Consider the following 13895-nt stretch of genomic DNA (forward strand, 5'->3'; position numbering starts at 1 on the left):
GGGCAGATATCAGCGAGGCCGCATGGTTGAGGCAATAGATGTTTGGCGCACGGCGTCCACGCTCGTCGCCGCTCATGGCGAAGATGCGGTCATCATGGCGGCACAGAACGCTGATCGGCATCTTGAGCAAGGAGACATGGACGGCGTGGCGGTGTGGAAGCGGGTTCTGGCAGCGATCAGGGAGCTGCAGGATCAGTCGCCACCGCCGGACGGCACCTCACTCAACTAGGCGGCCGAGGCCATGACCAAGCACCTGCGCCGTTGGATCCGGTCCACCAGTATCTGGGTATCGGTTGTGGCTGCCGGCCTTCTGGTCCTTGCCTCAGTTTCTCAGGCCCAGGAGATCCATACTCCACATTGCCTCTATGGCTGTCCGGCAGGGACACCCTCGACCAATGATCTCATCGTCAGGGAGATCTACACCCTCAGCTCCAATGACCTGACCAAGTTCGCCGACTGGGTGGCCTATGTGGTGACCCCGGGGACTATAGGCCCATCACAGACCCGGGTCTGGCGGGCCGATCCCTTGCTGGACGTACGCGAGACCCTGGAGCCCGAGGACTATACCGGTGCCCATGCGGCCCTCGGTACCGACCGTGGCCACCAGGTGCCGCTGGCCAGTGTCTCCGGCACCCCGGACTGGGAGACCAGCAACTACCTCTCCAACATCACGCCTCAGAAGAGCGACCTGAACCAAGGGCCCTGGAGCCAGTTGGAGCAGGCGGTCCGCGATATGGTCATAACGACGGGCAATAGCGCCTACGTCCTCACCGGCCCCCTCTACGAGCGGCCCATGACGCCACTCCCAGGCGCGGACGAGCCTCACCTGGTGCCCAGTGGCTACTGGAAGATCATCGCCGTAAAGGACGATAGCCAAGTGGCAGTGGCAGCCTTCATATTTGAGCAGGAGACGCCGCGGTCAGCCGGCTACTGTGTTGGCCTGACCACGGTCAGCGACATCGAGGTAAGGTCCCGGCTCATGATGTTCTCCGACATCGGCAGCGACCCTGTTGCGATTGACGGCGGCAGTGCTGCCGAGTTGGCACAGGCTCTCGGGTGTATTTGAGGCCCAGAAGCTGCATTGGTCGCCTGGCCACCTCTCCGGAATGGTTCAATGAGATCGGCGGAAAACGCATGGCTACAGTCGCTGTAGCCCGCTATAGGCGAGATGCGAAGAGTACAATCACGAGTCCACCAACCATCAGCAATACAGTCAATAACACCAAGCTGCTCGCTGGTCGTTGGCTCGTGCGCGTTGGCAACGAAGCCTGTGGTGAAGGTCCCTGCTCCGGAATTCTCCGTGAAGCTACTTGAGCCCTTTTAGTGCCGGTTTCTTTTGGCACCGACCGCCAAATAGTATGGCTAGTGAACTGTCCGGTTGCAGAATCATATTGTTCTTGTGAGACAATGATCCGACCGGCGTTTGGTTTGTTCAACAGACGATGTGCTGCGACAATGGCATCCTGCCGGCTCCAGTAGCTTTCCACAGCTACCCACCCCGAACGCCGGAGCGTCAGGACTTCGAAGAATGTCTGTTCGGAGTTTCGACTCGGTGGCATCATTCAATTGATCGATTGATGGACCTGGAGCTTGTCAAACCCGACCTCGGACCTGCTCGCGCAGGATTCGGCGAGTCGGCCTAATGTCCCCTAGTAGGTGATCCTAGTGCTCGGTCTTTTTGCATATCAGCGCAACAACACGCATATATGTGATTTACCTCACAACAAGACGGTCAGTGACCTGCGTTTTGAAGGCGCGCATTTTTCTTCCACCCTGCGACCGGAAGGGATTCCATGGCATCTCTGCTTGGGCGTGTAGCTGTCGTGACTGGTGCGGCCCGAGGGTTGGGCAAGGCAATCGCCATTGGCTTGGCCCGTGCAGGCTGTGATGTTGCGCTCTGCAGCCGGTCCCCCCGGGACCTTGAAACCGTCGCAGAACGAACTCTCCGAGATAGCGGTAGGCGCGTATATTGGCAGGGTGTCAATGTCGCATCCGCCGCGGAGGTTGCCACATTTTCTGATGCTGCGTGTACCGCCTTGGGCCCGGTCAGTATTCTGATCAACAATGCCGCAGGATGGGTGGATGCGGATTTTCTCGAAGTCTCCCCTGAGGATATCGAAGCAACGATTGACGTTACACTTAAAGGCCCTATTTGGATGGCCCGGTCGTTTTGGCGACAGCTGAAACAGACGGTACCTGGCCATATTGTCAATATTACAAACCTGGGGCTCGGCCATCGCGCAGCAATGCCTCACCAGCTTATGTAGCGGCGAAATTTGGGGCGAGCGGTCTGACGGAATCACTCAGGCGCTATGCGGTCAGGGACAATATCAAAGTTACTGAAATCCTGCCCGGCAGTATTGCAAGCAAGTTTGATATTGACGATGGGTCGGAGGCTGTCAGCCGTAGTTACGGAAACGGGAGAGTTCCTGTCAGTGACTATGTCGAAGCCGTCTTGTTTGCGCTCACTCGCCCGCCAATGAGCGTAGTTGAGGATATCTCAATCGCATCAGTCCAAGACTACAAGACCGATTATTCAACCTACTAGGGGTCGGACTCATTGGCGTCACCAGATGCCGAAGGCTGCGGTGGTTATGTTTGCCACCGACCCACCCTTCATGAAGGATCCGCTTGTGATGTTCCCCTGTGAAGGTGATCGGTAGTGCCGCACCAAGACAGTGGTTTCTCAGCGCACCCTGAACACCAGCTTGCCGCGAAAATGCCGTGATTCGCTAATGGCCTGCGCCTTGGCCGCTTCAGATAGCGGGAACTCCGTGGTCTCCGGCGTCCGCACGGCACCTGCTTCCACCAGCTCGACGATGCGCTCCAGGTGGGGCCGGTCACGCCCGACCTGCGGCCGCAGGGACCGGACGTCGCCCCGTGTCGGTTCGGGCGCCTTGCCGCCGGAGGCAATGAAGGCTGCGCGTCCGCCGGGCTTCAGGACGTCGAAGGAACGCCGCGCCACATCGCCGCCCACCGTATCGAACACGCTGTCGCAGCCGGATACCACGGCGGCGAAATCCTCCGCCTCATAGTCGATGACTTCATCGGGTCCGAGACCCTTGACATAGTCCAGATTGGCGGCGCTGGTCGTGGTGACGACATGGGCGCCGATATGCTTGGCCAGCTGGATGGCGAAGCCGGCGACTCCGCCGGCACCGCCTTGTATCAGGGTCTTCTCGCCGGGCTGGAGCTTCAGCGTGTCCTCTACCGACACCAGCGCCGTCAGGCCGATCAGGCCAAGGGCGGCGGCATCGACATGGGAAATGGTGTCGGGCTTCCTGGCGACCAGGCTCGCCTTCATGGCGATCTTTTCCGCATAGGCGCCTTCCTGGCCTACGTCGCAAACGCCGAATACGGCATCGCCGGCATGGAGATCCACGACCCCGTCGCCGACCTGGCTTATCACCCCGGAGAAATCACGCCCCAGTATGTAGGGAAAGGACGAAACCTGGCTGTCACGGCCGGAACGGACCTTCCAGTCGGCGCCGTTGACGCTTGCCGCATGGATATCCACGACGACTTCGTTCGGCCTGGCGACGGGGTCCTGCAGATCGCCGTAGCGCATCACGTCCGGTCCGCCATGCTGCTCGAAATAGGCTGCCTTCATCACGGCTCCTCTTCTGGTCTCTGTGGATATCTTGGACAGGGGTTTCAAATGGTTCAACCGCCGGGATCGATGCTTCCAATGCGATCCCAGCTAGACCGTACCGGAATTGTGTCTCACAAAAACTGGCTCCCCCGCGGCACCGAGTTGAACCAGGGCAGGGTCGCCGGGTCCGACCCGAAGCCATGTGGGTCCTGGCTATGACCAGTGATCAGGCCGGGTGAGCAGGTCGCCATCTGTGAGGTATCTCACAGGAGGATCGACGGTAATTGCCCTAGAATGATTCTATTGAAGATATGCGGTCTTTCGGCCGCCGGCTGAAAAATGGTCGATAACGGGGGCCGATGGACCGATGAACTCTGTCATTACCAGCATCCGGCTGTTGGGCGTCCTAGGGTTCCTGCTCCTGGGGGCGCTGCTCAGTAGTGCTCTGGCTGACCACATTAGTGTTGAACATGAATTTTCGCTGTCGGCATTGCCCCTGGCGTCTGGACACTCGGTTCCAGTCGAGCAGCGGATCGGGCTCGGCTTTGCGATCTCGCAACGCAACGGGGGCAGCCATGTGATTACAGCCGCCCACGTGGTCAATGGCTGCGAGGTGATTGGAGTGACCTACGCGGACTCGTTACGGCGGCAGGCGACATTGATCGGTCTTGACGACAACAATGACCTTGCCTTGCTGTTTGTGCAGGGAGAGGCGCCCGGCTTCGCCAGATTCAAGGCGCAAGGCCAGCCCTCCGGCAACAACCGGATCTTTCGTGGCAGTCACGACAGCTTCGGCATAGCCAGCGCCGATGGCGAAACCATTGGCTATCGCGGTGCCCAGTTGGACACCCGCCTGATGAGTTTCCATGGCCAGGCCGTCAAACCGGGTGAGAGTGGCGGCCCGGTATTCGACAAGGAGGGGCATGTGATCGGCATGATCATCGGCCACGTGCCGGATATGGAGGTTGGTAGCAACTCCTTGCGGCAAATTTCCTATGCGCTGAAGGTGCCGATCTTGCTGGCCTTTCTGTCAGCTTTCGACAATCCGCAGACGGTCGAACCACTGCAAGGGCCGCTTGAGGATGTTGATTTGCACAATCTCGTGGCAAAAACGACGGCTGATGTAACCTGCATCGCGGCGACACGGACCAACGCGAGCACCGCATCTAACTTACTGTCGGATGGGTAGCGTGAAACCGCAATCGACCAGGCCTGTCGAACGCCGTCACGAGCGATTGAAGCGAACTGCAGGGAGCAGCAGCTGGAGGCGTTTGGCCGAATAAGCTCTCTATATGAACATCTGGAAGACGACTCACCGGCCGAGCGCGTTCTTATCGGGTGTGCCACAAACATATTCAGTGTGCTGAATAAACTGGATTACCTGACTTGGTACGAGTGCGCCCGGCTGTCTCTGGAACTCGATCCGGCCTGAACACCGAGTCTGTGATTCAAACGGTATTTTGACCATGCCTCGCGCTGACCGTCTATGGATCAGAAGCCGCACAAGTGGCTTTACACGGTTCAATAGAATTTGGATAAAATTCAAACTGATAATCATTGAAACTTTCGGAGTGCTTGACCCAAGCTGCGTGTATGTCCGCCCTCGTGCCAGTGTATTGGGAATGTCCGCAAATGGCGCCAGATAAGAATACCGCCCGGACATTCTTCGAGGTTCAGGTCCTCAAGCGTTCGGGCTGGGTAGTCGTGGTAAGCTACTGGGACAGATTCGATGCACACGAAGCTGCACATCGTTTGTTGCGCTCTCCCTCCGTCAGTCGAGCCAGAGTTACCGAAGAGAGATACGATACAAAGCTCGACCGGTTTTCCAGCCACATCATCTGGCGATCAAGTTCGGACGACCCCGACCGTCCTTCTTATAGAGGGCAGACAGAGATAGGGCCTCGACTGGCAAAAGCAGGCCCACGGCCCAAGGAGAAAATGCGCACCTGGTCGCGTCGGAGACACTCGTCTTCTGGGCGCATGATCGCGTTTGTTGTTGTGCTTGCTCTGAGCGGGCTGCTCCTCATAGTGCTAGCTTCGCGAATATACCATTTGCTGGAGCAATTTTGATGGACGCCTGTGGGAACCTTCATGACACACAGTGGCCCCGCGCGCGTAGCTGTAGCGGTAGCAGGCGGTGCTCCCTCTGGGGGCTTAGTGAGAACCGGCTTGCACTTCTCGGCCAAGCGTGGGGCGTGATGTTCTCGCTGCTGGCACTAAACCGGAATGGCAGGCGTTCATCATGAACAGCTCGTCGTCCACTACTGAGCCGCGAATGGCTAGAGACGTCCTGCAACAGTGGCTGCTGGACTCGGCGGAAGATGCATCGAGCTCCATCGCGATGTATGACCGCTTCGAGCGCTTGATCTATGCCAACCGACGATTTCTACAGGGGTGGGAGCAGTTGGATCCGGAGTGGTCACCGATTGGCAGAACATTAGAGGCAATAGTTCTCCGGTGGATTGAGGCCCATCAGGCGACACTACCAAAGGCTGAACGCGCCACACCAGAGCAAGTTGAGCAGAGATGCAATGAGAGCCTGCGATTATTCCGTCAGCCAGGAACGGTTGTGCGCACGCTCAGAACCATGAGTAATCAGATCTTTGAGATAAGAGAGCGACCTCTGAGCTATGGTGGTCGTATTCAAGTCATTCGTGATATCACGCCGGCCGAGTACAACCGAGCGATCCTGCTCTCGCTTGCTGAGCATTCTCCGGAAGGCATGTATGTCAAAGATTTGAAAGGTCGGTTTCTCTGGGCCAACAAAGTTATGGCAGAAGGAGCTGGCCTGACATCGGAGTCGATTGTTGGGAAGCTAACATCCGACTGGCTTCCGCCCGATCAATCCGGCCGACTTGAGCGCATGGACAATCATGTCATAGAGACAAAGACGGCGATTACCGAGGAAGTCCGTATAACGCGACGATCGACCGGCGATAGCGTCGAGCTCTTGTTGACCAAGTTTCCCGTACTCGATCAAATCGGCAATATCACTGCCGTGGGAGCTATGTCGCTCGATATTACAGAGCGACAGCAACTAATGAGGCAGTTGCAGCATGCACAAAGGCTTGAAGTGATTGGTTCGTTGACGGGCGGTATAGCTCACGATTTCAACAATCTTCTTCAAGTTGTCTCAGGAAATCTGGAGCTCCTTCGGGAGACGGTGCCTTCAAGCGAAGACCAAGATCTTCTTCGAATGACTGCTGAAGCAGCAGATCGTGGCAACCGGCTCGTCCGTCAATTATTGTCCTACGTTAAAAGATCAGATCTTTCTCCATCGTCGATCGATGTCACAAAAGTCGTGGCACATGTACAAAAATTTCTGAAGCCTACCTTGGGCGAAAGGATCACATTGAGGTTCACGACGGAGCTGGATATTCCTTACCTATATGTTGATTCAGCGTTGCTGGAGTCGAGTCTGGTGAATCTGGCGATCAATGCGCGAGATGCCATAGAGGGGGCGGGGACAATTTCGTTCAATGTGTCCCACTTGGACGGTGACGAGATGGGGGCACGTTGGATACGCATTGAGGTGATAGATAATGGCAAAGGCATGGATTCCGACACTCTCACACGGGCTACGGAGCCGTTCTACAGTACGAAGGAGAAGACAAATGGGTCCGGGCTTGGTTTGAGCCAGGTGCAGGGATTCGTGCACCAATCAGGTGGCCGCTTTGCGCTAGAGAGCACTCTTGGCGAGGGCACCACAGCAATTATCGACCTTCCGATCCCGGAAAGTGAACCGAAACCAAGTCCCACGAACGCAGTCAGCAGGCGAGCGCCTGACCTGACCGAGCCGGACAGTTTGTTGGCTGGTCAGGTTGTACTCTTGGTTGAAGATGACGAATTTGTGCGTGATAGCACAGCTTTGTCCCTCAGTCGGTTAGGTGCGATCGTTCAACAAGTCAGGAATGGAGATGAAGCTCGCCAAATCTTGCTGACAGACCAGGATATTTCCTGGATGCTGACTGACTTGGTTATGCCAGGCTTGCTCAATGGGTTTGAGTTGGCAGGTTGGGCGAGGGAGCAAAACCCTTCTCTTATTGTTGTGGTTGCTAGTGGCTATGCCTTCGATGAGGAGAGTGCTGACTGCGAATCTGGTGTCCAGTTCCTACGCAAGCCGTACTCCCAATCAGATCTTCTGGCTGCTTTTCAGGCGGCAGCTGACTCGCTAAAGCGAGATGAAAATGGCCGAGTCTGAGCGCCCAAAAGTCTTGGTCGTGGATGACGACGATTTGCTGAGATTTCAATTCCGACGCGCGCTGTCTACGTTAGACGTAGACGTATTTGAGGCGGACGATGGACCAGGTGCGATTGACACAATTCGAAAAGAAAACCCGGACATAATATTTCTCGACATACTAATTCCAGGTATTGACGGTGTAGAGGTCGCCCGAAGGGCTCGCGAACTGGTGCCGAACGCCAAGGTTATTCTCATGACAGGTTTCGTCAATGCGTCCATTGAAGCGAACGAACGGCATGCAGCGGTATTCGCTATAGTTGAAAAGCCGATTCCATTGGCTGTCTTGCGAAGGTTTGTCGAGAATGCAGTCGCTGTACAGCAGACAAGAGGCCGATCTTGATTTCTGCGACTAATGGCCTTCACACCTGTGCTCCGTCGGGCCACGGGAACGATCTATAGTCGCTCGTTTTGGTGGCGACTCCTCAATGCGTCGACGCTGGTTTCTGGTGCCAGTATAGAAAGGAGCGAAGTTCTATAAATGATCTACCCGACCACTACGCGAACTGCTTTGATCCATATTTTGTTCGTCGCCATGTTGCTCGCGCTTCCGTTAGCTGAAGGCAAATCAAACGAAGGTGTTGGGCGTTGGGCGGTGCTCAGTGATGAGGTTAATGGTGAGAGAGCGTGTTGGGTCGCTGCAGAGCCGGCCGCAAGTGAGAACCCCGACAATGTGGACCGTCTCTTCCCGATGTTCATGGTGGCGTTTTATCCCGAAAGGAATATTCAAAACGAGATGACGTTTAACGCTGGATTCTCGCTTGCACCGGATCAGCGAATTGAGCTTGTGGCCGGAGCGCGGACATATACGCTTTCTCCGTCCGGTGCTTGGGCCCTTGTCGGTCTCTCGCCAAATCGGATTGATATTGATAAATTGACGGCAGATTCAACATTTACAGTGAAGTTGCGCTCATTAGCCGGGTCGGTCGTAGTTGATCGTTTCGATACAACGGGCTTGCGCCAGGCTTTGATTGAGGCTGCGCGGCAATGTGAAGTGTCGTTGTCCCTATTGCCATGAACTGCGTTGGAAAGACATCCTACGGATCGGCAGGCGATGACAGGGTCTCAAGTCGACGGCATGCAGAGAAACTGACGGACCGAAGGTGTCCGTATCGTCACGGCGCCGAATCTCGATCTCAATACGCCATAGACTCCCGGCATGACTCGCGCGGTGGTAACTAATTTCGCGAAGGCCGGTGCCAGCAAGCATTGGGCAGGAACAGTGAATTTCCACGCAAATGTCAAGGTGGACGCCCATCACCATGGCGATCTGGAGAGTATAATTTATGTGCTCAAGGGATAGGCGTGCATGCGATGGGGTGAGGTGACAGGAGTTCACGGCCGAGATCGGCCCCGGGGACTTCATCTATGTCCCGCACCAAGAAATCTATGCAACGAGAGACGAACCCTTGGAGTGCGTCTTGATCCAAAGCGATCAGGAGCCTGTTGTTGTCAATCTCGATATCAAGCAGTGGAGAACGCGGAAGAAGATCGTAGGGCCGGCTCGAATCGTCCCCGAGCGCAATGAGAGGCCCCGGCTCTCATCAATCTCCTATTCTTGTCCGCGGTGCTGGCAAGGAAGCCCTCCAACAAAACTACGGGTTGGGTGCAATCAAATAATTGACCTTGAGGCACCAGCCAATACTCCATAATCTTTTCGACAGGTGAGGTTCGCGGGTGGCCGCCGAAGGCACATTGCTCTGGCCGTGCCTCCATGGATTTTTCACTTTAGGGGAGGTTGATGTGACACGTTTTGTCTCTGCGTCATTAGTCTTGGTCTTACTTGTTTTTGCGGGTCAACTGGTCGTTCGGCCTGCCTTTGCGCAAGACGCCGAGTCATCACTTGTTGGATTGCGCCAAATTGGCGTAACGGTGTTTGAAGTCGATAGTGATGACACGTTTTGTGGCATAGATTGGGAACAGACTCGCCAGACAACATTGCTAGCACTCGCATCCGGCGGACTTGCAGCGACGGACTACGAAAATGCACTCTGGGATCCAGAATTTGTCGTGTTCTTCATTACATATCCGGTTGCAAACAATACGGAGTGTGTCACTTATGTAGAGACATATTTGCAGATTTCAAACACGGTCGTCTTGCCAAGTAGTGAAAACTTTCGGCCTCCTTCGGATGCAGTTGTACGCGTTCGACTATGGGACAGTCATAGACTTCTTCGGGGCTCGGTCTCCGGTCACGGCGCCCAGTTCTACAAAAATGTAGAAGAGAGAATCAGCGAGTTGATCGCAGACTGGAAGATCCAAAACGGTATCTAGGCTTGCGTTCTATAAACAGGAGTTACAATCGGCTGAATATGTAGGTCACTCGTCTTCCGTGAGCCTGCTGATGCGTCAACGTACGATGACGTTCAACTTCGTGCGCAGGCATCCAGCTGAATTCGGCATCTGTTGTCACAGTGCCATGACGAACAAGACGGCACGTACCGCCTGGGCGGTGCCGGCGCATGAGGCGCCATGCCACACGCCGGTGATCGCATGAGATGATACTAACCGCGGCAGCCACGCTGCTATGCCGAACTGCATGAGCAGTATGATTGATGGTGGTCAAGGAGGACCGCTACCGGGACACCCCGAGATGCTGTCAGGGCTTCAAAGTCTCGATAGACTGTTTGGAACCCGACATGCGGACTTCATCAGCGCCAGTGGCCAAAAACACCGCGAATACAAGCGGGACGCATGACCGCAACCCGCTACGATCGCGTCAAGCTTGGCCAGGGTGAGCGGATTGGGACGATTTGCCGGTCGTTCGGCATCTCGGAGCAGAGCTATTACCGCTGGAGACGGGAGTATGGCGGCCTGAAGGTAGATCAGGCCCGGCGCCTGAAAGACCTGGAAAAAAGAGAACACACGCCTGCGCAAGGCAGTGTCGGACCTGACCCTGGAGTGGCTGATCTTGAAAGAGGCTGCTGAGGGACCCGAAGGGCGGCGTCAGCCAATCTTCTGAGTCCCGAACGTCGCCGCCGTTGTGCGACCCGTGTCCGGCAAAATTACGGACTCTCCGAACGCCAGGCCTGTCGTACCACCACCAGATCCGTTGCGACACCTTCAAGCAGAACCGTGAAACAGTGGTTGCAGAATGGCAGTCACTGGCCGCCTGATGCCGTCGGAGATCGCAAATTAGAGGGCCAGTACGTTTAGATTGACGGCACCAAAGGGGAGAAGGTCAACAGCTTGTACCCAGCTTGCATATTGCAAAGCCACTTCAGAAAGTTATTTGGTCGGCTGCACCAGGTTCGCAGCCCCTGTTTGTATCATGGCAGAAAAAGCATCAGCCAGCCGTTTACCATCATCCCCGAGGCGCCGTGTACTCTCAACTACGGGGAATAGTGTGCGAATCTCTTCCAGGAATCCGATCAGAGCCGATGGTGCCTTGCGCTTGGTCACCCACAGGGCCTGGCTTACCACCGCTGCCAGCACCGCCAACACCATGTCCATCAGGCGGGCAATCTTTGCTTCCGCCCGCCATGCGGCGAAGCCAGGACTGGAGATATCGTCCTGTTCCGATGCAGCAGGCTCCACCGGCGACAATAGGTTTGGCACCATAAGGTCTCGCATTTCGTCTACGAAGCTATTCGCAACATACTCCAGCAGGGTTGTTGAGTGGCCAGACAACCAATCAGTTCCTGTCGGCAACAGACCGTCCGGCAGTAGGGAATACTCGCCCTTGTGCAATTTGACCGAATGACGGTGCGCCAGGGTCGCCAGGTCGACCCAGCTTGCCGCCACACCGTCCAGCGCCGGCGGCACGATAGCATTGTGGTAGGTCCCCGTGCTTATTGTCTTGCCATAGAGCAGGCCACGGTGCGGGGGCACGAAGGTCGGGTTGGATGCAGCCACGGCTATCGAATAAGAAGCCGTCTGTTCCAAAGTCGCCACCGCGCGATGGGCCTGACCGAGAACTCGGGGCAGGATATTCCACGACACAGGAGCCTCATAAGATCGGCGGCCCTTGCGCGGCACGCCGCGCAGCCAGCGATTCAGGCCATCCAGCGCCCGACCTTCGTAAGGATCTTGCCACAGCGGTTTGAGCGCCGGGTCATAGGGTTCCAGCGGTGCCGCCAGGGCCTCGATAGACAGTGCAAAGACTTTCTCCACCAACTCCAACCGGCGGCGTGCCTGGATCGCTGCCACCGCGCCCATGGCGCTGACGAAGGGCGCACCATTGCCATTGCCAGCATGGAACCCCTTCGCCGCCTTCTGCCAGGAAGGACCGAACAGGGCGAATAAGGGCATGATCTCGCCAGCGGCAGTAAGTCCCTGAGCCGGAATTGGTGGTAGGGGTTTGTCCAGCATGCCGGCGACGAGACGCACCCTGTCGGGAGAGGTCGCCGTCGTGCCGTCAATAAACATGGCCAGCGAGGCGAAGATGGCGCCGCGTACCACGCTGTCCGGTAACATGTCGTCGCCAAACGCCAAAGCGGCAAAAGGCAGGCCCCGCCGCATGCGCTTCTTTTGTTGTTCCGGCGTACGGTGGTTCTTGGCTTCCGGGCCTGCGCCCGATGTGACGCCGTAGATGAACTTGCCCCGGTTCTTGTCTACATAGACCTGAAAGTCGGCGTGTGCCTTGCCGATGGTTTTCAGCGCTGTGGTCGAGAAGCGTACTGACTCACCATCGAATGCGACCCGCGCAAAATTAGACAGAGTAAAATCGCGTCGCGAAGCCAGCACTACAGTCATCACGTGATTCCTTTGCAGACGCTTGTCGGGTCCAAGGTCAGGTCTTCCGCCAACTCCAGGCGGGTGGAAAGGTACCAGCATCGGCCAGCATGTCGGTCTCTCCCGCTGTAATTACGCCGGTTGGCCGTAGTTATATCCCTCCCACTGTGTGACTGGATCGCACATTAGGGTAGGCGAACGGCCATATATGACTGATGAGTGTAAATCTCGCGACTACCGGTTGACTGCAGACAAGACGGGCGTATGGCTCAGCTAAACCTGATGGCTGCCGGCAAACTGAGATTCCAGCGAATCTGACTAATCTCCAAACTCTGTCAGGAAGTAGCAGGCCGGTTCCTGTCCTGCCACACTCGGCCGGTGAGCGTGCTCGGCGCCGGAGGGAATATGGGCCATATCACCAGGGCCGAGTTCGACAACGTGGTTGTGGAATTCATACAACACGCGCCCGGATACGACAAAGACGGAGTGACCCGTTTGGCACCATGGGCCATCGTTTCGCGGGCCGGGTTGGCGCTCTTGGTATCGTAGGGTCATGCCATTCAACATACGCGCTTCTTTTACCTTCAAATTCGAAGAGCCTTCGGAGAACGAAGTCTCACTAGCGCGGAACACATACGGGCTCTCATACATCGAAATCTCCCTGCGAAAAGATGGTGATGTCATAACGTCATAACAATGTGCATTTTGGTGTGAAGATCTTAGCTGCGTTGCCGGCCAGGATACTCTCTGATTGGGTGCGATTGAGATCAAGCGCGCGCACTGCGGCAATTGAATCGTCACTTTTGACGAGTGAGCATCGAGACCAGCTGGTGGCTGGCACGTGAACGTGAAGCGAGTCTGGCGTATCTTGCGGCGGGAGCGGCTCAAGGTCCCCACGAAGTAGCAAAAAACGGGGCCGTCTCTGGCTCAATGACGGATTATGCGTGCGCCTGCGGCCGCAGAATCCAGGACACGTCTGGTCCTATGACTTCGCCCAAGATTGTCCGCAACTAGCTCAGCCGTATCGGCGTTCGGACCCTGTACATAAAACCCAGGTTGCCCTGGGAGAACGGATATAACGAGAGCTTCAATGGCAAGCTCTGGGACGAGCGCTCAACGGGGAAATCTTCAATACCCTGAAAGAAGCACAGGTGCCGATCGAGCGCTGGCGCGGCCAATACAACACCATCCGACCACGCAGTGCGCTTGGCTATCGACCACTGGCGCCACAAGCCGTGTTGCCCACCTTGCTGTGCCGTCCGAAGCGTAGCGTAGGGCAGCACAGCAAGGTGGCCATGACTGCCGGACTCTAACTCTCTACCGGTGGACCACTCCACGGGGGCAGTTCACTTATCAAGCAAAACTTGAAAGGAAGGCAATCAACCGCCA

Annotated in this window: 9 protein-coding genes and 3 pseudogenes; 10 read left to right on the forward strand and 2 right to left on the reverse strand. The window is 56.4% G+C overall.

Annotated elements, in window-relative coordinates; translation table 11 throughout:
• Window positions 1–22 precede the first annotated feature (22 nt).
• A complete protein-coding gene (locus RIE31_03850) occupies window positions 23–229 on the forward strand; it encodes a hypothetical protein (protein ID MEQ8639731.1) in 207 nt (68 codons plus the stop codon).
• A 12-nt stretch (window positions 230–241) separates the two neighbouring features.
• Window positions 242–1066 carry a DNA/RNA non-specific endonuclease gene (locus tag RIE31_03855; protein ID MEQ8639732.1) on the forward strand — a complete coding sequence of 275 codons (825 nt, stop codon included), beginning with the start codon at window positions 242–244 and terminating at the stop codon, window positions 1064–1066.
• 1620 nt (window positions 1067–2686) lie between these two features.
• Here the strand turns inward: RIE31_03855 and RIE31_03860 are convergent.
• Window positions 2687–3610, reverse strand: coding sequence for an NADP-dependent oxidoreductase (locus RIE31_03860; GenBank protein ID MEQ8639733.1), 924 nt, complete (start codon window positions 3608–3610; stop codon window positions 2687–2689).
• 349 nt (window positions 3611–3959) lie between these two features.
• Between RIE31_03860 and RIE31_03865 the strand changes: the two genes are divergently transcribed.
• The 7 genes and pseudogenes from RIE31_03865 (at window position 3960) to RIE31_03895 (ending at window position 10868) form a co-directional block, all read left to right on the forward strand.
• Window positions 3960–4781, forward strand: a complete 822-nt coding sequence (locus tag RIE31_03865; GenBank protein MEQ8639734.1) for a serine protease — start codon at window positions 3960–3962, stop codon at window positions 4779–4781.
• Window positions 4782–5834: 1053 nt separating this feature from the next.
• Window positions 5835–7793 carry a PAS domain-containing protein gene (locus RIE31_03870; GenBank protein MEQ8639735.1) on the forward strand — a complete coding sequence of 653 codons (1959 nt, stop codon included), beginning with the start codon at window positions 5835–5837 and terminating at the stop codon, window positions 7791–7793.
• Complete coding sequence (locus RIE31_03875; protein ID MEQ8639736.1) at window positions 7780–8175, forward strand: response regulator; 396 nt, start codon at window positions 7780–7782, stop codon at window positions 8173–8175. The genes RIE31_03870 and RIE31_03875 overlap by 14 nt, the downstream gene beginning before the upstream one ends.
• 138 nt (window positions 8176–8313) lie before the next feature.
• Window positions 8314–8850, forward strand: a complete 537-nt coding sequence (locus tag RIE31_03880; GenBank protein ID MEQ8639737.1) for a hypothetical protein — start codon at window positions 8314–8316, stop codon at window positions 8848–8850.
• Window positions 8851–8943: 93 nt separating this feature from the next.
• A pseudogene (locus RIE31_03885) lies at window positions 8944–9301 on the forward strand (mannose-6-phosphate isomerase).
• Window positions 9302–9575: 274 nt separating this feature from the next.
• The gene (locus tag RIE31_03890; GenBank protein ID MEQ8639738.1) at window positions 9576–10106 is read left to right on the forward strand and encodes a hypothetical protein; all 531 of its coding nucleotides are present in this window, start codon (window positions 9576–9578) and stop codon (window positions 10104–10106) included.
• A 495-nt stretch (window positions 10107–10601) separates the two neighbouring features.
• Window positions 10602–10868, forward strand: a pseudogene (locus tag RIE31_03895) (transposase).
• A gap of 192 nt (window positions 10869–11060) precedes the next feature.
• Here the strand turns inward: RIE31_03895 and RIE31_03900 are convergent.
• The gene (locus RIE31_03900) at window positions 11061–12527 is read right to left on the reverse strand and encodes an aromatic amino acid lyase (GenBank protein ID MEQ8639739.1); all 1467 of its coding nucleotides are present in this window, start codon (window positions 12525–12527) and stop codon (window positions 11061–11063) included.
• Window positions 12528–13338: 811 nt separating this feature from the next.
• Between RIE31_03900 and RIE31_03905 the strand changes: the two are divergent.
• Window positions 13339–13819: pseudogene (locus RIE31_03905) on the forward strand (transposase).
• Window positions 13820–13895: the final 76 nt, after the last annotated feature.

The organism is Alphaproteobacteria bacterium, from assembly GCA_040218575.1.
GTDB lineage: Bacteria > Pseudomonadota > Alphaproteobacteria > JAVJRE01 > JAVJRE01 > JAVJRE01.